General features: G+C 36.4%; 30 protein-coding genes. 18 read left to right on the top strand and 12 right to left on the bottom strand.

Going from position 1 to position 24,956, the window contains the following annotated elements:
- Positions 1-53: 53 nt before the first annotated feature.
- The gene (locus tag LKL37_RS18080) at positions 54-1,598 is read right to left on the bottom strand and encodes a serine hydrolase (RefSeq protein ID WP_431611868.1); all 1,545 of its coding nucleotides are present in this window, start codon (positions 1,596-1,598) and stop codon (positions 54-56) included.
- 88 nt (positions 1,599-1,686) lie between these two features.
- Between LKL37_RS18080 and LKL37_RS18075 the strand changes: the two genes are divergently transcribed.
- The 6 genes from LKL37_RS18075 to LKL37_RS18050 all read left to right on the top strand — a co-directional run bounded on the left by LKL37_RS18075 (position 1,687) and on the right by LKL37_RS18050 (position 5,145).
- Positions 1,687-2,154 carry a hypothetical protein gene (locus LKL37_RS18075; RefSeq protein ID WP_431611866.1) on the top strand — a complete coding sequence of 156 codons (468 nt, stop codon included), beginning with the start codon at positions 1,687-1,689 and terminating at the stop codon, positions 2,152-2,154.
- A gap of 59 nt (positions 2,155-2,213) precedes the next feature.
- A complete protein-coding gene (locus LKL37_RS18070; RefSeq protein ID WP_431611865.1) occupies positions 2,214-2,663 on the top strand; it encodes a hypothetical protein in 450 nt (149 codons plus the stop codon).
- On the top strand, positions 2,663-3,160 hold the full coding sequence (locus tag LKL37_RS18065; protein ID WP_431611864.1) for a metallophosphoesterase family protein: 498 nt from the start codon (positions 2,663-2,665) through the stop codon (positions 3,158-3,160). The genes LKL37_RS18070 and LKL37_RS18065 overlap by 1 nt, the downstream gene beginning before the upstream one ends.
- Positions 3,161-3,256: 96 nt before the next feature.
- Positions 3,257-3,751: a Smr/MutS family protein gene (locus LKL37_RS18060; protein ID WP_431611863.1), complete on the top strand. Its 495-nt coding sequence runs from the start codon at positions 3,257-3,259 to the stop codon at positions 3,749-3,751.
- Positions 3,752-3,769: 18 nt separating this feature from the next.
- Positions 3,770-4,486 (top strand): DUF3822 family protein, encoded by a 717-nt coding sequence (locus tag LKL37_RS18055; protein WP_431611862.1) that lies wholly within the window; start codon positions 3,770-3,772, stop codon positions 4,484-4,486.
- Positions 4,487-4,572: 86 nt separating this feature from the next.
- Positions 4,573-5,145, top strand: a complete 573-nt coding sequence (locus LKL37_RS18050; protein WP_431611861.1) for an RsmD family RNA methyltransferase — start codon at positions 4,573-4,575, stop codon at positions 5,143-5,145.
- Here LKL37_RS18050 and LKL37_RS18045 read toward each other — a convergent pair.
- A complete protein-coding gene (locus LKL37_RS18045; protein WP_136521048.1) occupies positions 5,142-5,489 on the bottom strand; it encodes a winged helix-turn-helix transcriptional regulator in 348 nt (115 codons plus the stop codon). The genes LKL37_RS18050 and LKL37_RS18045 overlap by 4 nt on opposite strands.
- An 84-nt stretch (positions 5,490-5,573) precedes the next feature.
- On the opposite strand from LKL37_RS18045, the gene LKL37_RS18040 reads away from it, so the two are divergent.
- On the top strand, positions 5,574-6,173 hold the full coding sequence (locus tag LKL37_RS18040) for a nitroreductase family protein (protein ID WP_431611860.1): 600 nt from the start codon (positions 5,574-5,576) through the stop codon (positions 6,171-6,173).
- A 76-nt stretch (positions 6,174-6,249) separates the two neighbouring features.
- On the opposite strand, the gene murI is transcribed toward LKL37_RS18040, so the two are convergent.
- The 5 genes from murI to LKL37_RS18015 form a co-directional block, all read right to left on the bottom strand.
- A complete protein-coding gene (gene murI, locus LKL37_RS18035) occupies positions 6,250-7,080 on the bottom strand; it encodes a glutamate racemase (protein ID WP_431611859.1) in 831 nt (276 codons plus the stop codon).
- A gap of 61 nt (positions 7,081-7,141) precedes the next feature.
- Complete coding sequence (gene hemW, locus LKL37_RS18030) at positions 7,142-8,266, bottom strand: radical SAM family heme chaperone HemW (RefSeq protein ID WP_431611858.1); 1,125 nt, start codon at positions 8,264-8,266, stop codon at positions 7,142-7,144.
- Positions 8,267-8,317: 51 nt separating this feature from the next.
- Positions 8,318-9,268, bottom strand: coding sequence for a PorP/SprF family type IX secretion system membrane protein (locus tag LKL37_RS18025; protein WP_126653524.1), 951 nt, complete (start codon positions 9,266-9,268; stop codon positions 8,318-8,320).
- Between the two features lie 51 nt (positions 9,269-9,319).
- Positions 9,320-10,393 carry an RluA family pseudouridine synthase gene (locus LKL37_RS18020; RefSeq protein ID WP_431611857.1) on the bottom strand — a complete coding sequence of 358 codons (1,074 nt, stop codon included), beginning with the start codon at positions 10,391-10,393 and terminating at the stop codon, positions 9,320-9,322.
- 72 nt (positions 10,394-10,465) lie between these two features.
- Positions 10,466-11,545 (bottom strand): PASTA domain-containing protein, encoded by a 1,080-nt coding sequence (locus LKL37_RS18015; RefSeq protein WP_431611856.1) that lies wholly within the window; start codon positions 11,543-11,545, stop codon positions 10,466-10,468.
- Positions 11,546-11,701: 156 nt separating this feature from the next.
- Here LKL37_RS18015 and LKL37_RS18010 point away from each other — a divergent pair, with 156 nt between their 5' ends.
- The 3 genes from LKL37_RS18010 (at position 11,702) to LKL37_RS18000 (ending at position 13,976) form a co-directional block, all read left to right on the top strand.
- Complete coding sequence (locus tag LKL37_RS18010; protein WP_431611855.1) at positions 11,702-12,685, top strand: D-alanine--D-alanine ligase; 984 nt, start codon at positions 11,702-11,704, stop codon at positions 12,683-12,685.
- A gap of 88 nt (positions 12,686-12,773) precedes the next feature.
- Entirely contained in the window at positions 12,774-13,238 is a 465-nt protein-coding gene (coaD, locus tag LKL37_RS18005) for a pantetheine-phosphate adenylyltransferase (protein ID WP_045492768.1), read from the top strand.
- Positions 13,239-13,343: 105 nt separating this feature from the next.
- Positions 13,344-13,976, top strand: a complete 633-nt coding sequence (locus tag LKL37_RS18000) for a trimeric intracellular cation channel family protein (RefSeq protein ID WP_103233004.1) — start codon at positions 13,344-13,346, stop codon at positions 13,974-13,976.
- A 120-nt stretch (positions 13,977-14,096) separates the two neighbouring features.
- On the opposite strand, the gene LKL37_RS17995 is transcribed toward LKL37_RS18000, so the two are convergent.
- Together LKL37_RS17995 and LKL37_RS17990 are read right to left on the bottom strand one after the other, a co-directional pair.
- Positions 14,097-14,663 (bottom strand): DUF2892 domain-containing protein, encoded by a 567-nt coding sequence (locus LKL37_RS17995; protein ID WP_431611854.1) that lies wholly within the window; start codon positions 14,661-14,663, stop codon positions 14,097-14,099.
- A 75-nt stretch (positions 14,664-14,738) separates the two neighbouring features.
- Positions 14,739-15,233 carry a dihydrofolate reductase gene (locus LKL37_RS17990; RefSeq protein WP_431611853.1) on the bottom strand — a complete coding sequence of 165 codons (495 nt, stop codon included), beginning with the start codon at positions 15,231-15,233 and terminating at the stop codon, positions 14,739-14,741.
- Positions 15,234-15,307: 74 nt separating this feature from the next.
- Between LKL37_RS17990 and LKL37_RS17985 the strand changes: the two genes are divergently transcribed.
- The 5 genes from LKL37_RS17985 (at position 15,308) to LKL37_RS17965 (ending at position 19,753) form a co-directional block, all read left to right on the top strand.
- Complete coding sequence (locus tag LKL37_RS17985; RefSeq protein WP_431611852.1) at positions 15,308-15,913, top strand: LemA family protein; 606 nt, start codon at positions 15,308-15,310, stop codon at positions 15,911-15,913.
- 2 nt (positions 15,914-15,915) lie between these two features.
- On the top strand, positions 15,916-16,344 hold the full coding sequence (locus tag LKL37_RS17980; protein ID WP_431611851.1) for a TPM domain-containing protein: 429 nt from the start codon (positions 15,916-15,918) through the stop codon (positions 16,342-16,344).
- Positions 16,325-17,140, top strand: coding sequence for a TPM domain-containing protein (locus tag LKL37_RS17975; protein WP_431611849.1), 816 nt, complete (start codon positions 16,325-16,327; stop codon positions 17,138-17,140). The genes LKL37_RS17980 and LKL37_RS17975 overlap by 20 nt, the downstream gene beginning before the upstream one ends.
- Before the next feature lie 198 nt (positions 17,141-17,338).
- Positions 17,339-17,860, top strand: coding sequence for an NAD(P)H-dependent oxidoreductase (locus LKL37_RS17970; RefSeq protein ID WP_431611848.1), 522 nt, complete (start codon positions 17,339-17,341; stop codon positions 17,858-17,860).
- Positions 17,861-17,863: 3 nt separating this feature from the next.
- The gene (locus LKL37_RS17965) at positions 17,864-19,753 is read left to right on the top strand and encodes a monovalent cation:proton antiporter-2 (CPA2) family protein (protein ID WP_431611847.1); all 1,890 of its coding nucleotides are present in this window, start codon (positions 17,864-17,866) and stop codon (positions 19,751-19,753) included.
- Between the two features lies 1 nt (position 19,754).
- On the opposite strand, the gene LKL37_RS17960 is transcribed toward LKL37_RS17965, so the two are convergent.
- The gene (locus tag LKL37_RS17960) at positions 19,755-20,582 is read right to left on the bottom strand and encodes a GIN domain-containing protein (protein ID WP_431611846.1); all 828 of its coding nucleotides are present in this window, start codon (positions 20,580-20,582) and stop codon (positions 19,755-19,757) included.
- Between the two features lie 256 nt (positions 20,583-20,838).
- On the opposite strand from LKL37_RS17960, the gene LKL37_RS17955 reads away from it, so the two are divergent.
- Both LKL37_RS17955 and LKL37_RS17950 read left to right on the top strand, forming a co-directional pair.
- The gene (locus LKL37_RS17955; RefSeq protein WP_431611845.1) at positions 20,839-22,980 is read left to right on the top strand and encodes a M3 family metallopeptidase; all 2,142 of its coding nucleotides are present in this window, start codon (positions 20,839-20,841) and stop codon (positions 22,978-22,980) included.
- Between the two features lie 167 nt (positions 22,981-23,147).
- Positions 23,148-23,525 carry a YchJ family protein gene (locus LKL37_RS17950; protein WP_431611844.1) on the top strand — a complete coding sequence of 126 codons (378 nt, stop codon included), beginning with the start codon at positions 23,148-23,150 and terminating at the stop codon, positions 23,523-23,525.
- A 195-nt stretch (positions 23,526-23,720) separates the two neighbouring features.
- Here the strand turns inward: LKL37_RS17950 and LKL37_RS17945 are convergent, their stop codons facing one another.
- Positions 23,721-24,221 (bottom strand): FKBP-type peptidyl-prolyl cis-trans isomerase, encoded by a 501-nt coding sequence (locus tag LKL37_RS17945; protein ID WP_414847343.1) that lies wholly within the window; start codon positions 24,219-24,221, stop codon positions 23,721-23,723.
- A gap of 178 nt (positions 24,222-24,399) precedes the next feature.
- The gene (locus LKL37_RS17940) at positions 24,400-24,654 is read right to left on the bottom strand and encodes a VF530 family DNA-binding protein (RefSeq protein WP_431611843.1); all 255 of its coding nucleotides are present in this window, start codon (positions 24,652-24,654) and stop codon (positions 24,400-24,402) included.
- Positions 24,655-24,776: 122 nt separating this feature from the next.
- On the opposite strand from LKL37_RS17940, the gene LKL37_RS17935 reads away from it, so the two are divergent.
- Entirely contained in the window at positions 24,777-24,929 is a 153-nt protein-coding gene (locus LKL37_RS17935; RefSeq protein ID WP_185097843.1) for a hypothetical protein, read from the top strand.
- Positions 24,930-24,956: the final 27 nt, after the last annotated feature.

Below are 24,956 nucleotides of genomic sequence, written 5' to 3'. Positions count from 1 at the left end.
AAAGAACGAACCAAAGCCCGCTCTTTAAAGAATATTTTTTGTAACGTTTTCTTCTACTTTCTTTTCAAATCCAGATCATCAAAATCAAAACTGAAATCCGTTACATCAGAAATGGCCCTCAATTTTGCAGATTCTGCTTTTCCGTTTTCATCATAGCTGAAAATAATATAGGCATCTGCATCATAGCTTCTGTCGTCCCATTTGATGATGAAAGAATTATTGGAATAAGGAAGTAATTCTCCTTTTAATCTTGGTGAATTTTTACATGAAATTCTGTACGTATTTCCTTGTTGTGCAATTTCTACATCACCGAACCAAACGTCATTATATGTTCCCGTAAACTGTTCTGCTTTTGGCTGCAAAGATTTTTCTTTTTTGAAGGCTTCAGATTTTGCAAAAGCATCTTTTTTCTGCTTGTCAAATTCTGCTTCCATTTTAGACATTCTGTCGCCGTATGTTTTCAGCCAGTTTCTGTCTGCTACCCCAAGGTAAGAATCTTTCACGGTATTGGTAATGGTGTTGAAAGCTGCTCCGGACTGCTGGTTTGTCAATACTACAATTCCCAGTTTCATATCCGGAATTAATGTAAACTGTGTAACGGTTCCGATCAATCCGCCGGTATGTTGTATTTGTTTATGTCCTTTAACATCACTTAAGAACCACCCTAAACCATATCCGTAAAAACTCGTATCATATGGGTTTTTCGCTGCCACTCTATCTGGAATCTGCAGGCTCCATAATTGTTGAACATTCTTATCAGAAACCAGTTTTTTACCATCTTTTGTGGTGAAGTTATTCAATAGACATTCTGCCCAGGTTGTCATATCTTTAATATTACTCATGATTCCTCCCGCAGCATTGCCCGTTTCATTCCAGTCGTGGGGAACAGCAATTGCCTTTCCGTCCACAGGTGCATGTGCATCAATTTTATTGGCTGTAGCTTTTGCCCTGTTGTAGCTTCCGAAACTTGAAGCCATTCCTACAGGCTTCATAATTCTCTGTTCAATAAATTCTGCCCAGCTTAATCCGGAAACTCTGTGAATAACTTCACCGGCAACAATAAACATGATATTGTTATAATCTAATTTTGTTCTGAAAGGATTTTCCGGTTTCAGATATCTTACATTGTGCACAATATCATTCACTGTCATATTTCCTCCTTCCGGAAAAAACATCAGGTCTCCCTGCCCAAGTCCTAATCCGGCTCTATGTGTGATAAGGTCTTTGATTGTAACATTTTGAGATACATACGGATCATACATTTGGAACTCAGGAATATATTTTGAAACTTTATCATCCCAGTTCAGTTTTCCTTCGTCTGCTAAAATGGCTAAAGCTGTACACGTAAAACCTTTAGAATTGGAAGCAATACCTACTAATGTATTATCATCCATAGGCTGTTTGGAAGTGAGTGAACGTACACCAAAACCTTTGGAATAGATCATTTTCCCATCTTTTACAATTCCTACTGACATTCCCGGTACATCAAAAGTTTTCAGGGTATTTTGGATCAGTTCGTCCAGTTTTTTTTCTTCAACCTGCGCATTCGCCAATCCTACGGTTAAAAGAAAAATGAAAAAAGAAAGTTTCTGTTTCATTGTTTATTTTAATTTTCCCAAATTTACTAAATATTAAGCGATGCTAATTTTAGCAATGTTAAAACTTTACAATAAATCAGTTGTATTCATGAAAAAGCCCATTTGTATCTGTATTTTTTCTTTTTTCGCTATCATTGGTATCAAAGCCCAGGACAGAACTGCCAACCCTTTGCTTTTGCAAACCTGGAATCTCAGTAAAATGGATTCCTATATTTATACCTATGAAAAACAGGATGGTTTTGAAGCAAGAAGGGAAGGAATAAGATTTCAGAAAAACGGAAAAATAACCGGGAATCTCATTAAATCTACCTTGAGATATGATGCTTTGGAAGAGCCTGTTACTAAAAAAAGTGAAAAACCAGACCGTTATATCGGAAGCTGGAAAAAAGCTTCCGATTCTACACTGACTATACTATTTCCTTACAATACCAATATGACCGGTACCTTTGTTATTTCAAAACTTACAGAGAATCAACTGAAATTAAAAAAGGTTTTCAGTGCGGATATTGAAAAGAAACTGGATTCTATCCGGAAAACAAGAAATATTACCGACTAAGATCCCGGCTCAGTTTATAAAAGCTTGTTTATATTTGCAGTCTTAAAAAAATAGTAAAAATGATAGTAAAGAGATTATTGACTTTCTTCTTATTGATGATAAGCTGTAATTTATATTTTTCTCAGGATGTCACCATTAAAGATGATAAAGTGTTACTGGATGGAAAACAGATTCTGAAAGCTGAAAAGATCAACGTAGCACAGTATTCATTCTTCTCTATGAAAGATGATGAGGAAGTTCTTCTTTACCGGTATATGGATAATGAAACTCCAAGATATGTAAGTGATGATTATTTTATTTTGAATTTTCTCACTGAAAAAGTAAAAGTAGAATCTACCGATCTGGGCAAAATTTCCAATTTTATGAATTCCAAAAAAGGAATGGAAAAACTGGTAAAATGGCTATTGAAAGAAAGAGTAATCAATCAGGAAGGAGAACTAAATCCGGATCGTTTAGCCATTTTCAAGGATAAGTATCACGAAAATATCACTGAAAGAACCCTTAGATAATGACAAAAGTTCTTCTCCTCTCCGACTCTCATTCATATATTGATGACAGAATTCTGGAATATGCTTCTCAGGCCGATGAAGTGTGGCACTGCGGAGATTTCGGAAATCTGAATGTCATTGAACAGCTGGAAAAAATAAAACCACTCAAGGGAGTTTACGGAAACATTGATAATGCTAAAATTCAGGCAGAATTTCCGGAAGTAAACCGTTTTTTTTGTGAAAAACTGGAAGTTCTGATGATTCACATTGGAGGTTATCCCGGAAAATATACCCCACTTACTAAGAAAGAAATTACAGAAAAAGCTCCGAAATTGTTTATTTCAGGGCATTCTCATATTTTGAAAGCCATGTATGACGAAAAAAACAGCCTCCTTCATCTGAATCCTGGTGCCTGTGGAAAACAGGGCTGGCATAAAGTGAGAACGATGATGCGATTTGTAGTAGATGGTGAGGAAATCAAAGATCTGGAAATTATTGAATTGGGACCGAGAGTTTGATGAGAGTGAGGGTTTGAGGATAAAGGTGTTTGTTTTCTATACCTTTTACTTTTTACCTTTGCATCAATAATGGGTTCAGACAAGTCTTAAAAAAATATGAAGATCGGCGATCAGGTTTCGGTAGTAGATGAAGATTTAAGCGGAGTAATTACTTCCGTGAAGGGAAATATTGTCGTTTTTAAAGATGAATATGGCTTTACCCATCAATATCCTAAAGAAAAACTGGTTCCGAAAGATACAGGTCTCTATGAAAATATAAGGATCATAAGAAAAGCAGAACCTAAAAAAGTAATTTCTAAGAAACATCAGAAAAATCATTTGGTTTTAGACCTGCATTTTCATAATTTGGTGAAGAATCCGAGTGACTATGACAGCTTTGAAAGATTGTTTATTCAAAAGGAAAAATTAATTGAAGTGATTGAGTTTTGCAGAAGAAACAACCTGAAGAGGCTGGAAATTGTTCACGGCATTGGTGATGGGACTTTACAGAGGATGGTTCGGGATGTATTGGAAAGCCAGGTCAATATTGATTTTTATAATAAGGAAATACTTCACCATCAATCGGGTGCGGTAATGGTAGAATTTCACTAAATTTGCAGGAATTGAAATATGAACGTACTTAATTTACTTTTTACCAAAGACGGATTGATCTATCAGATTGTTAAAAACAAAAACATTCTGGAAGAAAAGTCTTATTTCGTTACTGAAGAGACACCAGCCAATCTTATTGAGCAAAAGCTGGACGAAGTTCTTATTAAGCAGCGCTATGACGAGATCCAGGTGATTTCCGCATTCAATCATTTCACCCTGATGCCGGAAGGTTTTTCTGAGCATGAGACAGGATTTGATCTGATTGCTTTCAACGCTCCTGCCGACAGAGAGCAGGAAGAACTGATGCTTTCCATCAACAAAAAATTCAATATCCAGTTTTATTATACTTTCCCGAAAAACTATTATAAGAAAATAAAAGAGCTGGCAATACCGGTTCATTTTAATTTCTCAGGAGAAAAATTTTTAAGTTCTATCAATAATAAAACCACCAAAGAAATTCACATCAATCTTTATCATAATCAGTGTGAATTTTTTGCGATTGACAATAAAAAAATCATTCTTTATAACAACCTGGATGTGAACTCAGAAGTAGATTTCCTTTACTTCATTATGTTTACATTGAGTAAGATAGGTTTCGGAATCAATGAAACCAGCTTTTACGCTTATGGAGAAACTACGGAAAATGAAACCTTCATTTCCGAACTTCAGAAATTTGTTAAAAACCTGAAAATTGTTTTTGACAATATTCCAAACAAGAATTTTATACTTAACTAGGTTGCAGGCCGCAGGGATTAGGAGTTAGTTCCTAGACACAGTCACCTGCCACCTATAATCTACAACCTAAACCCTAACAAAAAAATATGTTCAGAATAATATCAGGCAAATGGAAAGCCAAAAAGATTGCCGCTCCTAAAAACTTTGATGTAAGACCTACTACCGATTTTGCGAAAGAGGCTTTATTCAGTATTCTGGAAAACAAATACGATATGCAGTCAATCTCCGTGCTTGATCTTTTTGCCGGAATTGGCTCTATTACCTTTGAATTTGCTTCCAGAGGCTGCCAGAATATTACTTCTGTAGAAATGAATCCAAAACATACGGCATTTATCAATTCTACGGCTTCTGAGCTTGACATGGCGCTTCAGATTAATGTACAGAGAGGTGATGTATTTGATTGGCTTAAAAAGTTCAGAAATAAAAAATCATTTGAGATTGTTTTCTCTGATGCTCCTTTCGAAATGGAAGAGAAAAAGTATCATGAACTGATTTCTCTGGTTTTAAACAACAAATACCTGAAAGAAAACGGAGTTCTTATTGTGGAACACCAAAGCCGTATGAAGCTTGACCATCCCAATTTAATAGATACCCGAAAATACGGAAACGTAAGTTTCAGTTTTTTTGAACCGAATAAAGAAAATAATCAGGAACTTTAATTCCTGATTATTTTTTTTGATATGACCGGAGATTCTTCGCCCCATTTTGTTATCGCTTCCAAAACAGGTAATAAAGTTCTTCCAAAGTCTGTTAATTCATATTCCACTACTAAAGGAGGTTTTTCTGTAAAAACCTTTCTGTCTACAATTCCGTCTTCTTCCAATTGTTTTAGCTGTAAACTCAATGTCCTTTCTGTTATCGTAGGAATTGACTTTCTTATCTCATTATACCGCTTAGCTCCGCCAATAAGGTGGTGCAAAATTACTGCTTTCCACTTTCCACCTATAAATTTCATGGTGACACTGGTGCAGCAGGGATAGGATTTATTATCTATTGTATACATTTTTATACTATCATTTTTTACCGTTATTGCAAAGTTAGTAAACTTAAATTACTTTTGTAACTATAAAAATGATAGTATAAAATTATGAACTTTTTAGACAAAATGAAAAACAGGTATACTGTAAAAAAGTATAACCCACAAGGAAAAATCAGTGAAGAACAAATTGCAACGCTTCAGGAGATTTTAAATTTAAGTCCATCATCAATTAACAGTCAGCCCTGGAATTTTATTTTCGTGAATGATCCGGAACTGAAAAAGCAATTGGGTGATAAATCTTATTTTAATAAAGAAAAAGTACTGGACAGCAGTCATATCATTGTCTTTCAGGTGATCAAAAACATTGAAAACTTTGAAAAGCAAATTGAAGAAAATCTTCCGGAAGGTTCTGTTAATTATTATCGCACGATGGTAAAGCCTAAAGGAGAAGATGCTATAAAATCATGGCTGGGGCATCAGGTATATTTGTCTTTAGGAGTACTTTTGTCTGCCTGTGCTGCGATGGGAATAGATTCTACTCCAATGGAGGGGATTGAACCTGAAGAATATGATCTTATTCTGAATAATGAAAAATACGAAACGTTATTTGCCGTAGCCATCGGGGAAAGAGATGAAGCAGATGCCAATCAGCCTAAATTTAATCCAAAGAAAAGACTGAATGCTGAAAAGGTAATTGTGGAAGCGTAATTTAAACACGAATTTCACAAATTATTTCACAAAGAACACAAATAAAAAAGTCTGCTCTAAATAGCAGACTTTTTATTTATAATACTTTCAATTCTAAATCAATTGTTTTTCCAAAGAATTTCTTAGAGATCTTTTCAAAATTCTTGGTAATATCCGAAAGATAGAAATGATAATTGGGTTTTGAGTTATGATCATTTAAGAGATTGTACTTATCCAGAATGATCTTCAGATGATTGGCTACAATATTCGGAGAGTCTATCACACGGACTCTGTTTCCGTAATACTGCTTGATTTCATCTATTAAAAGAGGATAATGGGTACAGCCCAAAATCAATGTTTCAATATTTTTTAATTTACTGTTACTTAAATAATTATAAATAATAGCGTGGGTAATTGGATGATTTTTAAATCCTTCTTCAATAGCAGGAACCAATAATGGTGTTGCCAATTCATCTACCTTGATCCATTTATTATGCTTTCGGATACTTTTTTTATAAAGCCCTGAATTCACAGTTGCCTTGGTAGCAATCACTCCTACATTAGTATGGATTTCATAAGATACTTTTTCAGCAACAGGATTAATAACGTCTATGACAGGTACTTTTCCTGCAACAGACTGCATCACTTCATTCAAAGCATTAGCCGTCGCCGTATTACAGGCAATAACAATCGCTTTACAGTTCTGCTCCAGCAGAAAATTGGTGATCTTTGTAGAATATTCAATAATTGCTTCCTTGGATTTTTCTCCGTAAGGAAGATGCTTTGTATCTCCAAAGTAGATCAGATCTTCGTTAGGAAGAAGTCTTTTGATTTCTTTGGCAACGGTAAGACCTCCCACTCCACTATCAAAAATTCCGATAGGCTGGCTTGGTGAAAGATGTGAATAATCTTGTTTTTTAGTTTTCAAATGACCTGAAATTTTATACAAAAATAGTGAATTTTATGGCATATCTGTATACATACAAACATTATACAATAAACAAATCTGAAGCAATTCCGTCTGCCATAAACCAATGCTTCTCAGGAATTTTCAAATGATCATTTTCAATGATTAAAATACCTTCTTCAATTTTGGACCTGATTTCTCTCTGAAAATGCTCTAACATTCTCTCTGAAAATTTATTTTTTAAACTTTCCAGATCTACTCCCCAAATGGTACGTAAACCAATCATGATCATTTCATTAAACTGATCTTCCTGAGAAAGAATTTCTTCCTCTTTGGCTAATAATTTATCATTAAGCTTTTTGATGTATTGCTGATTATTGGCTACGTTCCAGCTTCTGACATCAAATCCGTTATAAGAATGTGCCGAAGGGCCAATTCCAAGATATTCCTGATATTTCCAATAGGCAGAATTGTGGCGTGAGTAGAAGCCCGGTTTTGCAAAATTGGAAACTTCGTAATGTTCAAAACCATTATCTTTTAAAAAGTCAGACAGGTAGTAGAATTCTCTGTTTTGTTCTTCTTCTTTAGGACTTTTTACTTTTCCTTTTGATATCCAGTTTTCCAAAGCAGTTTTAGGCTCAACAGTCAATGCATAAGATGAAATATGCGGAACTTCTAACGCAATAGTTTTATTCAGGTTTTCTTTCCAGATCTCCAGATTGGAAGTCGGTGAACCATAGATCAGATCAATACTCAGATTTTCAAAACCGAAATCTTGTGCCCGTTTGATAGAGCTTTCTGCTTCGGAAGCACTGTGAGCTCTGTTCATGAGTTTTAAATCTTCTTCAAAAAAACTTTGAGTACCAATAGACAGTCTGTTTACCGGTGTTCCAGCCAGCTGTTTTAGGAAATTTTTATCCAGATCATCGGGATTAGCTTCCAGCGTGACTTCAATATCTTTCTCAAAGCTGAAGTACTTTAAAACTTCATCTATTAAAGAACGGATTTCATCTACAGAAAGAATCGATGGTGTTCCGCCCCCAAAATACAGGGATTTCAGGTTTTTATTCTGTAACTCATCTTTTCTCAGCAGTATTTCAGCTTTCATGGCACGAAGCATTTTATCCTTGAAATTCAGGGATGTTGAAAAGTGAAAGTTACAATAGCTGCATTTTTGTTTACAGAACGGAATGTGAATATATATCATAAAAAAAGCTCTGAAAAATTTCAGAGCTCAAATTTATTTAAATTAAATTAATTAGTATCTAAATCCTCTAGCATTAATGAAGTTGTCGAAGTTATAACCAAGACCAATCATGAAGCTGTTTCCTCCATAGCTCTGGATGTCAGACAATCCAAGGTTATAAGTAGCTCCGATCATGAATTTGTTAAATCTTACTTTTACAATTGGAGAGATGCTCAGGTTTTGGTTATCAAATCTGTTTTGAACCGTTCTGTAGCTTACCCCGAAAGAGAATGCGTTGATATCATTAGAGAAAGTCGCCATTAAGTTCCAGTCGATCATTCTCGTTGAGTTTGTATTAAGGTTGATCAATGCTGATGGTGCAATAGTAATATTATCAGCAATGTTCCAGTTATATCCTAAGTTTAAGAAGAATTTAATTGGAGAAGGCTCGTAGTTGTTTACGATAGAAGCATCATTACTTAATGCGATATCATTTACGGAAACACCCCCGAATAAACCTCTGTAGGTAGCAGCCAAACCAAAGTTGGCATACACCATGAATATGTTACTTTCTTCACCTCTTAATAATGGGTCACCTCCTTCTTCAGTATTAATTTTAGAATAATCAAAGTTCATGTTATAGAAGTTAACACTAGTACCGAAAGAGAACTGGTCTTTTCTGTCTCCTTCACTACTTAGAGGAATAAAATATGAAGCACCAGCCGTAATACCTCCAGCAGAAATAGGTCCGTTGCTATCTCTGAACACGGAAATACCAGCACCTACTCTATCAAAGATATTCGCATTAATCCCGATTGACTGTACATTCGGAGAATTGTTGAACTTTGAAAATTGTTGTTGATAATTGGCGTTGAGCTGTACGTAATCTGTCTTTCCGTATTGAGCTGGGTTGAACAGGAACTCACCATCCAAAAGATATTGCTGATAGTATGGTAGTGATTCTTGTGCTTTGTATGCATTTGACAAAAGAGCTAAACATACGATAGCATATAGTTTTCTCATAACAAATCTTGATTTCAATTCAACAAATATAAAAAAATTCTCAATATATTTTTAGTTTTCTAAATAATTTCTCCATTTTTTTACGGCATCCGCCATATCTTTGGGCATTGGGCTCTCAAAATATAATTCCTTTTTTGTCGTCGGGTGTATAAATCCGAGGGTATGGGCATGAAGAGCGTGTCTTGGTAAAATCTCGAAAACATTTTTTATAAATTGCTTATATTTCGGAAGATTTACCCCTCTTAAAGGCGTATGTCCTTCATATCTTTCATCATTGAACAAAGTATGCCCGACATGTCTGAAATGCGCCCTGATCTGATGGGTCCTTCCCGTCTCAAGTTTACATTCTACCCAGGTCATATATTTGAATCTCTCAAGAACTTTATAATGGGTCACTGCATGTTTCCCATGACTTCCGTCTTCGTAAACCGACATCTGCATTCTGTTTTTAGGATGTCTCCCGATATGCCCTCTGATTGTGCCCTCTTCATCCTGCATATTTCCCCACACAAAAGCCCAATATAATCTTTTGGTAGTTCGGTTAAAGAATTGTTTGGCAAGGAAGCTCAATGCATATTCATTCTTAGCAATTACCAGCAGTCCTGATGTGTCTTTATCAATCCTGTGAACAAGTCCTACCCTGTCAAGATCAGACTTTGCTCCATTCTTTTCAAAATGAAAGGCCAGAGCATTCACCAATGTTCCGTCCCAGTTCCCAAATCCTGGATGTACTACCATTCCTGCTTCTTTATCCACTACTACAAGATCATCATCTTCATAAATGATGTTTACGGGGATATCCTGAGGAATTATAACGTTCTCTCTCGGAGGGTGGGTAAGGAGCACAGAGATCTGATCTCCCGGCTTTACACGATAGTTCTGTTTCACTGCAGTTCCGTTCACGATAACATTTCCGGCTCTGCAGGTCTGTGAAATTTTATTTCTTGAAGAATTCTGTCTGTATATCAAAAGGAACTTATCAATCCTTAATGGTTCCTGTTTGTTGTCTACAGTGATATTAAGATGTTCGTACAATCCTTTATTTTCTTCATCAATATCGATGTTTTCAATACTGTTGGAATCTAATAATTCTTCATCTAAAAAATCTTCGTTATCTTCTGACATGTTTTATATTTTTTACACAAAAGGCTTCAACATTTTATAGTTGAAGCCTGTATTTTTGATATTAATCTGATCTTATTCTACGACTACCTTCTTAGCTTTCGGCTTTTGGGCAGTTGCTGAAGCAGCCGGCTTGGCTGTACTTCCTGTGGCAGGAGTAGTGGAAGAAGTTTTAGGCTTCTCTGTACCCTGGCCTGCAGGTTTAGAAGTTGTAGTCTGAGGCTTAGGAGTCTCAGTTTTCGGAACTTCAGGTTTTGGAGTTTCTCTTCTAGGTGCAGGAGCTTGTACTGGCGGCGCTTCATAGCTTGGCTCATTGTGCACTTCTTCATATCGTACCGGAGGAAGTGAAGTATCCACTTTCATTCTGTAAATAGAATTCAGCTGTTCTACTTTCGCTCTCAGCTCTGCCGGAGTTTTCTTACTTGCCCAAAGGTCTATCTGCATTCCCTGATCACGAACATCTCCTGAGGCAGGATCCTGATAGTAAATAATATCAGATTCATCCTTACTTCCGTCTTCATGCTCTACCAATCCTACTTCAAACATACTTTTGGTAATGACAGCTCTTGCCTCTTTTACTGTAAGTCCTACTACATTAGGAATGGAAATATTTCTCATCGGGCCAGAACCTACCACTACATCAATAGTAGAGAATCTAGGTAAACGGGTTCCCGGGTTTACAGCATTTCCTTTATACAATATTCTTAAAAGGGCATCCTTCTGAATACTAGGCTCATAGATGGTATCTCCGATTTTAAGACCTACCTGATCCAATCTCTGGAATGCCAGTCCTGAATATTTATTGATAACATTCGGCACAGCAATAGGAGCCCATGTTCTCGGATTTACTTTAAGCGTTACGGTTCTACCGTCCTTTACACGGGAACCTGGCGCAGGATATACCTGCAACACCTGGAAAGGTCTGTATTTCGGGTCGTAATTGGCACTGTCAACTTCATATTCCAGCCCTGTATCATCTAATATTTTAACGGCATCATGTACCGATTTATTTACAATATTGGGAACAGGAATTTCCTGACCGTGGTTAGTATGGTACTCCAACCAGCGAAATGTAAGCCATACAAGCCCTACGAAAACACCGATGGCTACTACTAAATTCAGTAAAACTTTCCAATTGAAAAGTGATTTAAGCATACTTAAAAATACTTTAATTATAACCGCAAATATAGCTAATAATTTTAGAATGGACTTTTTATTTAACACAATTCATTTTTGATTTTAAAATTTGCGGATTTCCCATACTGGATTACATAAAATGATTAAATTTGCCTTAATTGATACTATATGGTTATGAACAAAAAAAGTGTTGCCGTAGTAATGGGAGGCTATTCTGATGAATATGTCGTTTCTTTAAAAAGCGGACAATTGATTTATGATTCTTTAGACAGAAATCTCTATGACGTATATAAAGTAGTAGTCCTTAAAGATGAATGGTATTTTTTAGGTGAAAATGATAAAAAATATGCCATCAACAGAGGAGATTTTTCTGTAACTTTAGATAATGGAGAAACCTTAAAATTTGATGCATGTTTCAATATCATCCACGGAACTCCGGGAGAAAATGGTATTCTTCAGGCATACTGGGATGCAATCGGTCAAAAATACACAGGTTGTGACTTTTACCAGAGTGCCCTCACTTTCAATAAAAAAGATACTCTTGCTGTTTTATCAAAATACGGAATTCCATCTGCTAAAAGTATTTATTTAAGAAAAGGTGAAAACATCAATGTGGATGAGATTGTATCAGAACTTAATCTTCCACTATTTGTAAAACCTAACCAATCCGGATCTTCTCTGGGAATTTCCAAAGTAAAAGAAAAATCTGAACTGATTGCTGCTACTGAAATCGCATTCAAAGAAGATAATGAAATCCTGATTGAAAGTTTCCTGGACGGTATGGAAGTTTCCGTAGGAGTTATTGATTTTAAAGGTGAAACCATCGTATTAGGAATTACAGAAATTGTTCCTACCAATGAGTTTTTTGATTATGAAGCGAAATATGAAGGAGCTTCTGAAGAAATTACGCCAGCAAGAATTGACGAAGAGACCACAAAAAGAGTGGAAGAAATTGCCAAAAGAGCTTACAATTCATTAGGAATGAGTGGTTTTTCAAGAAGTGAATTTATCCTAATGAACGGGATTCCTTATATGCTTGAGATGAATACCAATCCAGGATTCTCTCCTGCAAGCATTCTTCCTCAGCAGGCAAAACATTACGGAATTTCCATTATGGATCTTTGCGGAAATGAAGTTGAAAAAGCACTTAATAAATAATCAGAAGTTAGAAATTAGAGGTTAGATATAAAATAAATCTATAGCTTTTAACGGATAATTTACAATTCAAAATCATAACTCGTACAACATGAAAATTGCTGTTTTCCCAGGGTCTTTTGACCCGATTACACTAGGACATTACGACATTATAGAAAGAGCGGCACCGCTGTTTGATAAATTAATCATCGCTATCGGACAGAATTCTCAGAAAAAATACATGTTCCCTCTTGAAAAAAGAAAGGAATTTATACAGAACTCTGTAGCAGAATTCCCCAATGTAGAAGTAGATTCATTCGAAGGTTTAACGGTGGACTACTGCTTTGAAAAAAATGCTCAGTATATCATCAGAGGATTGAGAAATCCTGCCGATTTTGAATTCGAAAAAGCGATTGCTCATACCAACAGAACGTTAGCTCACAAAAAACTGGAAACCGTATTTTTACTAACCTCTTCAGGAAAATCTTTTATCAGCAGCAGCATTGTAAGAGAAATAATCACCCACGGCGGCGAATACGAACTGATGGTTCCGGACTCCGTGAGGGTGGAGAGATAAATAAAACAATATTTGATAAGCGATAAATGATAATTGATATAATGGCCAAGAATTTGCTTAAGCAAAAAAAATCATTCATCAATTATCATTTATCATTCATAATATATGCACGAACAGTTCAATTTTGCCATAGAAGTCCTTGGGACCATTGCCTTTTCCATGTCGGGAAGTTTTGCAGCCATGCAGAAACGGCTTGATCCTTTCGGGGTACTTATTATTGCATTTGTAACTTCTGTAGGAGGAGGAACTGTAAGAGATCTATTGCTGGATATCCCGGTATTCTGGATGCATGATCTTCTGATGTGTGCCCTGATTCTGGTGACCAGTATTTTTTCCATGGTATTCAAATCTCTTGAGAAAAATTTTAAGGTAACCTTATTTATTTTCGACAGCTTTGGACTTGGGTTATTTACCATTATCGGCGTACAAAAAGGTTTGAATGCAGGAATTCATCCTATGATTTGTATTGCATTGGGAACCATTACGGGTTGTTTCGGAGGTATTATACGGGATATATTACTCAACAGAATTCCATTGATTTTCAGAAAGGAAATTTATGCTACAGCATGTATATTGGGAGGTTCAGCATTTTTATTGATGACCAGATATACTACACTTTCCTATACTTTTATACAAATCTTCACAATTATACTAATTGTAGCAATTCGAACATTTGCTGTAAAATACCATTGGCAGATGCCTAAGTTTTATGGCTATGATCAGAATTCAGAAATGTAACTGTATAAAGAAAATCTTTATCCAAAAGATATTTTTTTATCCAAGCACCTCTTTCAATAATAAAAAACAAAAAGTCCTGAATTTTTCAGGACTTTTATTTTATATAGATATCGGGATTCCTTAAAATCTACCTCTCTGTCTCATATTAGGATTGTGCATATGTTTCTGCATGGTTGGCATCTTCAACTGATCTTTCATCATTTTGATCTGATCGGTCATCATACCTGCACTGTCCAGCCTTTTTGCTTCTTCCAGCAACTTCTGTCCTTCCTGTTTTCTTCCTTTAGAAATAGCAGCGGCTGCAAGATTTAATGTAGCCATTGCCCTGTCGTGTTTCATATTCAAGCCATATTCCAAAGCTTTCTTCATGAAAGGTTCTACTTTTGCAGGGTGATCCTGAGCTTGTGTCAGTCCTGATAAATAGTGGAAATATCCATATTGAGTTTTATGAAGCTGTCCTTTATAATCTGTAATTTTTGATAACCATTCTCCGGCTTTCTCCATATTTTGCTTTCTCAATTGCCAGAATGCCAATAGAATATACTCGTTTTTAAAGAATAGTAAGATCGGAAATGCAGCTAAAAGAAAAACAACAATACCCCATCCAAGATTTCTTGTGAAAATCATAAGACCAAGTCCTGCCAGGATAAGAAGTGCTGCTACTGCAATTTTTATGTATTTGTTCATTATTAAATTTTAAAAGTGCAAAGATAAATAAATTAGAGATTAGAAGCTAGAAGTTAGAGGCTAGAATTCCTATAACTATTCGCTCTTAATTCTTTCAAACGTCTGGAAGCAGAAATCATAGCCATTTTTCTCATCTTTTTCATGACAGATTTCGTTTGTTTTTTTCCAGATTTTCTGATCTATTTTTGGAAAGAATGTATCTGCTTCAAGATCTGCTTTCACTAAAGTAACTTCAAGCTTGTCTACCAGATCCATAGTCTGCTCATAGATATTTCCGCCACCGATAACGAAAACTTCCTCGTCAATTTTTTTAGCAAATTTCAATGCTTCTTTGATGCTTCCTACAATAAGAATTCCCTCCTCAAACCAGTTTTTCTTTCTTGACACAACAATGTTGGTACGGTTCGGAAGAGCTTTTCCAATACTTTCGTATGTTTTTCTCCCCATAATAATCGGATGCCCTGAAGTAATATCTTTAAAATGTTTTAAGTCTTTGGGAAGATGCCAAAGCAACTGGTTTTCAAAACCAATTTCATTTTTCTCTCCCATTGCCACCACTATTGTTGTCATTCAAATAATTTTTTACAAAATTAGCACATAATTTGTATATTTGGTTAGCACAAAAAATTTAAAAAAAATAAACTATGAAAAATAAAGGATGTTTGGGTGCCGGAACTATTGGTATTGCCCTCCTTATCATTGTGGCAGTTCTCTTCTTCTGGGGAAAAAGCGGATATAACAGCTTTGTAGACAAAGAACAGACTGTGAATGCAAAATGGTCAAACGTAGAGACTGTATATCAGAAAAGAGCGAACCTTATTCCTAACCTGGAAAGAACGGTAAAATCGTATTCAAAATTTGAACAGGAAACTTTAACTCAAGTTGTGGAAGCACGTTCTAAAGCTACTTCTATCAACATTGATCCTACGAATATGACTGAAGCTGATATTGCTAAATTCCAGGCAGCACAGGGTGAGCTATCCGGAGCATTGAGCAGATTGATGGCTGTAGTAGAATCTTATCCTAATTTGAAAGCAGACCAGCAGTATATCAACTTCCAGAGAGAGTACACTGCTATCGAAAACAGTATCAGAACTGAAACTGTTTATTATAACGATGCTGCAAAAGATTACAACACTTCAATCAAGACTTTCCCGAATAATATTCTGGCGAATTTCACCAACTTTAAAGAAAAACCTTATTTCAAAGCTGACGCAGGAGCTCAGAAAGCCCCTGACGCATTCAAATAATAATGGGTAATTTCCTTACAAATCAACAGATCGCTTCCCTTGTGGAAGCGATTCAGTCTGCGGAAGATCATTCTACAGGAGAGATCAGGGTGCATATTGATTCCAATACGGAAAACCGTGATGCCAAAACTGCATTTGACGTTTTCAAGAAGCTTGATATGGATAAAACTGCCGAAAGAAACGCCGTGCTTTTCCATGTCAATTTCGAACAGAAATACCTTACCATCATTGGAGACATTGGAATTCATGAAAAAGTTAAGCAGTCTTACTGGGATCATCTTCATGATTATATTACCGCTGAATTTGCCAAAGGAAATTATTATCAGGCATTGAAAAGTGCTATCCTGGAAACAGGCATTGAACTCAAAAAACATTTTCCTGTAAAAGGAGAAAATCCAAACCAACTTTCAAATGAAATTACGTTCTCTTAAAATAGTATTTTCATTTTTACTACTCTGCTTTTACACTTTTGTATCAGCACAATACACCATTCCCGAAAAGCCAGCGGTTCTCTATCCTGTTTTTGATGAAGCAGGTTTGCTTTCTCAACAGGAAAAGGATGCACTTAATAATAAGCTGATCAAGTTTGCAGATTCTACCTCAACAGAAATTGAAGTAGTGATCATCCGCTCCACCAAAGGAGATGATGTGAACTTTCTGGCAACCATGTTTGGTGAGAAATGGAAAATCGGAAAAAAAGGTGTAGATAACGGAGTCGTTTTCCTTGTTGCTACAGAAGACAGAACGATGTCTATCCAGCAGGGACGTGCCGTAGAACAATACCTTACCGCTTCAGTAGCAGGACAGATCTTAGATTATATTGTCACCCCAAATTTCAAAAAAGGACTTTGGTATGACGGGATCAACGGTGGAACCTCAGCCATTATGGAGGCTGTACAGGGGAAATTCAAACCTGAAGCCACTACAGCTCCTTCCGGCAATGGAAGTGCTTTTAAAGTACTTATCATTGCTTTTGTTATTTTCATCATTATTGCTATACTTTTTGGTAACAGAGGTGGCGGACGTGGTGGAAATAATGACGACGACGATGATGTGATCATCACCAGAAAGGGACGCAGAAATTACCCTGGTGGTTTCTTCCCATTCCCAGGCAGCTTTGGAGGAGGTGGCTTTGGCGGTGGAAGTTCCGGTGGAGGCGGCGGCGGATTCGGAGGCTTCGGCGGTGGCGGAAGTTTTGGAGGCGGAGGCGCATCCGGTGGTTGGTAAATGAACAAGTCATTTCAAAATTGATATAGAAATCAGATCATCACGATCTGATTTTTTTATTTAATAAATGAAAATAACATCAATTCTTTAACTTTTCTTAATGTTAAATTGATTTTTAGATGTTAAAAAATTAACAAACCCTCATAAAAACCGTCTTTTATTCAATATTTTTTTCTTATATTTACTGAAAACAGGATTATGAAGAAGACGCTGGTAGTATTTGCACACCCTTATCTGGAGCACTCCAATTCGAATGTAGAGCTCATCAATTTCTACGTTCGCCACCAGCATTATACCTTAAGAGATCTTTACGAAGAATATCCTGACTTTCATATTGCTGCTTTCCGGGAAAGAAAGCGTCTTAAAAATTACGAACGTTTTGTTTTCCAGTTTCCTTTGATATGGTTTGGGATGCCTCCGCTTCTCAGATTGTGGATTGATGAAGTTTTCGACAGAGACTGGCTTAAAGAAGGTGAATACAATCCACTGGAAGGGAAAGAAGTCTATATTCTGATCACCACCGGCGGAAAAGAAAGATCTTTCAGCAAAACCGGAACCTATCAATATACCATAGATGAACTGATCAGCGGCCTGATTGTTTCTTTAAGGGTTTTCAAAGCGGATATTAAGCATATTAAAATCGTATATGAAGCCAACAAGCTCTCTAAAAAAGAAATCATTTTACATAAAAAGGAATTTACAGAACTACTCAATCAATAGCATATGGAATCCAGCTTAGCGATGAACACATTAATTTTCCTGGGTGTAGCCATTATTATGGTTCCATTGGCAAGGAAATTAGGGTTGAGTTCTGTGATCGGCTATATTTTAGGAGGAATCATTATAGGGCCTTATGTGCTTAAACTTACAGGAAATAATGTCAATGATATTATGCATGCCAGTGAGTTTGGAGTGATCATGCTTTTGTTTCTGGTAGGCCTGGAACTGGAACCCCGAAAATTCTGGGAAATGCGAAAAAAAATAATGGGTTTGGGGCTTTCTCAGATGGCACTCACAATTCTGTTACTTTTCTTAATATTTATAAGTGTAGGCTGGAGGCTGGACAAAGCTATTACTATTGCCATGTGTTTCGCTCTTTCTTCTACAGCAATTGTTCTGCAAACCTTACAGGAAAAAAATAATCTTAAAACCACTGCCGGAGAAGCCTCATTCTCTACCCTGTTATTTCAGGATATTTCTGTGATCCCTATTTTGGCCATACTTCCTATTGTGGCTAATTATAAGGCCAAGCATCATGATAACGAAATTCAGATTCTGATACAGAAACTACCGGAATGGCTTCAGGCCGGAACTGTAATTTTCGGAGTTGCATTGCTTATTTTATTAGGCAGATATGTCTTTGTTCCTTTTCTGCGCTATGTTTCAAAATCAGGAATGACAGAGCTTTTAACGGCCTCTTCCCTATTCCTGGTTATCGGGGTTTCGGAGCTGATGGTTGTTATTGGACTTTCTCCGGCATTAGGTGCTTTCCTTGCGGGAGTAATGCTTGCCAACAGTGAATTCCGTCATGAGCTGGAAGCACAGATTGATCCTTTCAAAGGATTGCTGTTAGCCGTTTTCTTCGTGAGTGTAGGATCAACCATCAATTTTAATGTTATTCAGAAAGATCCATTATTTATCTTCAGTACTGTTTTTGCTGTGCTGGCTGTAAAATTTGTTGTTTTATACACTATCGGAAAGTTTTTCAGGATAGATACTCCTCAAAGTTTTTTTTATGCATTTGCTCTCTCACAAGTGGGAGAATTTGCGTTTGTACTGCTCAATTATGCATCAGATCTCTATCTTTTAGGCCCTGAAATGAATGCACAAATGATGGCAGTCACTGCAATTACCATGTGTATTACACCAATTCTTTTGATCATTAATGAGAAGTTCATTACTCCGAAATTCATCAAAGAAATTCCGGAAGAAGAACATGACTACAATATTCTCGACAGTGATGTTGTTCAAAAGAAGATCATTATTGTAGGTTTTGGGCACTTTGGAAGTACAGTGGGACGTCTTTTAAAGGCCAATAAAATATCAGCCACTGTTCTGGACCGTGATTCTGACCGTGTAAAGCTGCTCAGAAGTTATGGTTTTAAAGTTTATTATGGTGATGCGACCAGAATTCCCATTTTAAGAGCCGCCGGAATTGAAGATGCTGAAATTTTGGTTTTGTGTCTGGATGATCCGGATGATAACAAATTCATTGCAGAGCTTGTACGTGAACATTATCCTGAAGTGAAAATTTTTGTGAGAGCGAAAAACAGGATTGATGCCTATGATTATCTTAACAACGGAGTTAATCATATTTACCGTGAAACATTAGGAACAGCGGTGGATATGGCTGTAGATGTACTTCATGAAACAGGAATGAGAAAATATGCAGCAAGGCGTATGGGGCAAAGGTTTATGGCTATTGATAAGGCATCCATCAGAAAACTGGCCAAAATGAAAGAAAACGATGAAGATATTACCCTGTTTACCACAAAAGAAATCCTCCAGCGGGAGGAGGATTTATTAGCCTATGATAATCTTAATTTTGACAATAAAAATTGGGAAGGCTCCTCATCTGCCGATGAAGAAGATGAGGAAGAATCCCAGGATTAGTTTATTGGATGTTTACACTTCCGCCACTGCTTTCTTCTTTGCTTACATTCTTAAGCTCTCCTTTTTTAGAGATATCCACACTTCCACCGGATGATGCACCTGCCTTCACACTGGAAACGGCACTTATATGAATGCTTGCACCGCTTGAAGCATCTGCTTCTACATCATCAGCAATAACGCCTTTCGCTGAAACACTGCTGCCTGAAGAAGCACTTACATCTGCCTTTTTCGCTTTTCCTGAGATATCAAGAGTTGATCCTGACGAAGATTCAACATCAAGGTTTACAGCCCATATTTTACCATCAAAACTACTGCTGCTGCTGATATTAATATCCATATCATTAGCTTCCAGATCTCCGGAAATACTTCCCGCACTTGATACTTCGATATCTGTTTTTTCCTGAATAAATTTATCTTTTATGATAATTCTAGCTGCTGAATCGGCAAGAAGTTTCTTAAAGTCTTTTGCATAAATTTTTGCCGTCACTTTACTGATATTCATCACTCTGATACCAGGTTTATAATGAATATGAAGTCTTCCGCCATCATTATCCACAAGAATTTCATTGATGATGCTTTGAGGGGCTGAAATTTCTACTTTTTCTGTTTCAGATTTTATGATTTCGGCTTCAATCGCCTGAGAAACCTGGATTTCATCAAAATCTCCGTTAAATTCTTTATGCTGTATCGGGCCGCTTTCTTTGCTTACTACTTTTTCTACCCAATTACTTCTGTCTCCGTCTCTATCTCTGTTTCTGTTCTCATGTTTATCATTACATGAGGCTAATGCCGCTAAGGCTGAAAAAATAAATAAAGTCCTTGTTTTCATGCTTATTTCTTTTGTTAATTATTTTTGTTGATTTCTTTAATTAAATAACAACTAATTTATAAAAAATATTACATTACATTTAAAAATACTGCAATGGTCTGCCATATCGATTTTTCAAAAATACTTTTCTGGGTCTAAGACACTTATCTTATTCATTATAAAACATTCACTATAGAGTTTCAATAAATACATCTCCCAAAATAGATTCTATGATGCAAGTTTTTAATATCTTTATGCTTTAATAACAACTATATTTATGAAGAATATTTCATCGGTATTATTAATTTCTGCCTTGGCGTTCAATCAATCTTGTACTACAATGAAACAGACCGATATTCAACAGGAGCTTCCTGCACCTGATCCATCTTTATCTTCAAACCCTTTTATGAAGAAAAGCAAGCTTCAGTATGAAGCTCCGGAATTTGACAAAATCAAAAATGAACACTTCAAACCTGCTTTTGACTTTGGTTTAAAACAGCATGAAGCGGAAATCATAAAAATTGCCAACAATCCGGCTACCCCTACTTTTGAAAATACAATCGTTGCATTGGAAAAAAGCGGTGAAGTATTGAGAAGAGCACAAATTGTATTCTCAAATCTTACAAGTGCGAACACAAACCCTACGCTGCAGGCTTTGGATGAAGAATATGCACCTATTTTTGCTGCACATTCTGATAAACTGTACCTGAATGAAAATCTTTATAAAAGAATACAATCCATCAAAGAAGATGGTCTTGATTCTGAAAGCAAAAGACTTGTACAATATTATAAGCAGAATTTTGAAATTGCAGGAGCTAACCTTTCTGCGGCCGATAAAGAAAAATTAAAGCAACTCAATCAGGAGCTGGCTTCCCTTTCTACACAGTATTCCAATAAATTATTGGAAGCAAGAAAACAGGGAGGTGTATTTTTCTCTGATGCAAAAGAGCTTGACGGACTTTCTGCGGATGAAATTGCAGCAGCGGCATCTGATGCTAAAACAGCAGGACAATCTGGGAAATACCTTCTGGCTTTACAAAACACTACACAACAGCCTCTTCTTCAAAATTTAAAAAACAGAGCTACCAGAGAAAAGCTATTCAAAGCTTCATGGACTAGAGCTGAAAAAGGAGATGCCAACGATACAAGATCAACGATTGAGCAATTGGCTAAATTAAGACTGAAAAAAGCTCAGATTTTAGGAAAGAAAAACTTTGCTGAATGGAAACTTCAGGATCAGATGGCAAAAACACCTGAGGCAGCTACTAAACTGATGAATCAGATTGCTACTCCGGCAGTAGAAACAGCAAGACGTGAAGCAAAAGATATTCAGGATCTTATTGATCAACAGAAAGGAGGTTTCAATGTAGAACCGTGGGACTGGAATTTCTATGCCGAGCAGGTAAGAAAAGCTAAGTTTGATCTTGATGAAAGCCAAATAAAACCTTATTTTGAAATCACAACAGTTTTGGAAAAAGGAGTTTTCTTCGCTGCTGAAAAATTCTACGGACTGACTTTCAAGAAGAGAACAGATCTTCCTGTTTACCATCCGGATGTTGTAACGTATGAGGTTTTTGATCATGATGGAAAATCTATTGCGATTTACTATTTGGATTTCTATACCAGAGATTCTAAAAACGGAGGAGCATGGATGAGTAATTTTGTTGAGCAGTCTTATTTACTGGGAACAAAACCTGTCATTGTAAACTGCTACAATTATCAGAAACCGGCACCTGGAAAACCATCATTAATTAGCTATGATGATGTTTCAACTATCTTCCATGAATTTGGCCATTCTATTCATGGGATGTTTGCGAGCCAGAAATACCCTTCTCTTTCAGGAACAAATGTACCGAGAGACTTCGTAGAGTTCCCTTCTCAAATCAATGAGCACTGGGCTTTAGATCCTGTGGTTCTGAAGAATTATGCTGTACATTATGAGACTAAGCAACCTATTCCACAGGCTTTGGTAGACAAGATCAAAAAAGCGTCTACCTTCAATCAGGGATACATGACTACGGAATTGGTTTCTGCTGCCGAGCTTGATATGGATTGGCATACAGTAAGCAACGACAGCCAGTTTATTCCAGTTCTGGATTTTGAAAAGCAATCTTTAGCCAGCCATGGTTTTAATTTGGCAACGGTTCCGCCAAGATATCACACGCCTTATTTTGCACACATCTGGGGAGGTGGTTATTCAGCAGGATATTACGCTTATTTATGGTCTGAAACATTGGATAATGATGCATGGGAATGGATCAGTAAAAATGGTGGATTAACCAGAGAAAATGGTGACCGTTTCAGAAAATACATTCTTTCCGTAGGAAATTCTGTAGAACTGAATCAGGCATTCAGAGACTTTACAGGACACGATCCGGATATCAAACCTTTATTAAGAAACAGAGGGTTTATTAAATAAATCAATGGAAGCATTCTTTAATTAGAGTGCTTCTTTTTTATGTTTTGGCTAAAGCCGATGAATATTTTTGTTTATTTTGAATGGACTTCCTTCGTCTCCGCTCAGGATTATAGCCCGTTTCTAATGAGATTCATTATTTTTGCAATTCAAAATTTAAAATACACTATATGAACTGTCCGTGCTGTTCAGGAAAATCCTACGAAGAATGTTGTAAGCCTTATCATACCGGAGAAAAACATGCTCCTACGGCTGAAGCTCTGATGCGCTCAAGGTTTTCTGCTTTTGCCATTCCGAATGGCGAATATCTGATGGAGACTACCCTTCCGGGAAAAAGAAAATACCACAACAAAAAAGACCTTCAGGAATGGGGAGAAATCAATCAATGGACAAAACTGGAAATCATCCGGACTCCCACTTTAAATCACGTAGAGTTTAAAGCTTATTATACTGATCAGGATGGTCGTCCACAGGTTCATCATGAGTTGTCTGTTTTTCAGAAAATGCATGAACGTTGGTATTATGTTTCAGGAGAGTTTTTAGATTAAGAAGTATAGAGCAATGCTTTGTGTATAGAACCACCCCGTCAAAAATTCTTTGAATTTTTGCCACCCCTCCGGTGGAGGGGAATGCCAAGCATTCAAAACCTGTTGTAACTTTATCAATAAAAATAAGCCACAGAATTATCCATGGCTTATTTTTTTATCTAAAAAATGTCCGAAAAACGGACATTATATTATTTTTTAGTGAGCTTCGTTTCCGTCAATTCCGTGAGCATGTCCATGTGACAATTCCTCTTCTGTTGCCGGACGAGTATTTAAAACTTCCACCTGGAAGTCTAATACTTTACCTGCCATTGGGTGGTTAAGGTCTGCTACTACCACTTCTGGTGTTACTTCTACCACAAAAGCCTGGAAATTGTTCCCCTGATTGTCAGATAAAGGTAAAATAGCTCCTACAGGAGGAAGTCCTGATTCTTTAAACATTTCCACTGGTAATTGTGCGATAGCATCCGGTTGTCTTTCACCGTAAGCTTCTTCAGGTTGAATTGTAAAAGCAGCTTTATCACCAGCTTTTAATCCCAGGATATTTTCTTCAAACTTAGGAATCATCATTCCCATACCATACAAAAATGTAAGCGGATTTTCTGCTGTTGTTTCTTCTACAAGAATCTTACTCCCATCTGGTTCGATTGTGTGAAGTATATACTTTACAGCTACAACGTGATTGTTTTCGATTGTCATATTTTTTCTTTTTTTCGTGATTTCGTTTCACGATTAATGTTACAAATATACTATTTTTTGAAATGATTCAATGAGCCTGGAAGCTGGGGAATGGAAGAAGGAAGTTATGAAAGGCATAGAGAAAAAAATAGACCTTCTTTTTACTTTACATTTAACTTCATCATAGCTTCAGGAACTTCTATTCTTTATTTTTTCTACCTTCCTCTCTTTTTTTCTGTCTCAGCATAAAGAGATACAGGCTTTCCACTTTTGTTCTTGCCCAGGGTGTTTTTCTTAAAAACTTCAGAGAAGAGTTGATACTTGGGTTGTCTGTAAAACATTTTATATTGATCTGTTCGCCTAGTCCTTCGAAGCCTTTATAGTATTCTACAAGTTCTTCAAGGATAGCATCCAGTCTTTTTCCATGTAAAGGATCTTTGGACTGTTGTTCCATCTTTTTTTTACAAAATTAATTTATTATAAGTTTATACGGAAATCCACACCCCTTCTTCCCTTTTTGTTTCTTATTTTTGAAGAAGCTATTTCTTACCCATAAAAATTATTCTGTACAAAGATATGAGCAAAAATAACGATGCGAACAGGAAAAAAAATAAAAAGCAAATTGACCAGAAAAAGCGTAAAATACAAAATGCTGAGGCAGAAAGGAAAACACGTTTAAAACAAATTCTGGAAGATTTCAAAGCAAAAGAATCTGATAATCAACCATAAAAATGGTTGATTATTCAACTTACTTTA

Origin of the sequence: Chryseobacterium sp. 'Rf worker isolate 10', assembly GCF_050753305.1 — a bacterium.
GTDB lineage: Bacteria > Bacteroidota > Bacteroidia > Flavobacteriales > Weeksellaceae > Chryseobacterium.
This window is presented reverse-complemented; position numbering and strand designations above follow the sequence as displayed.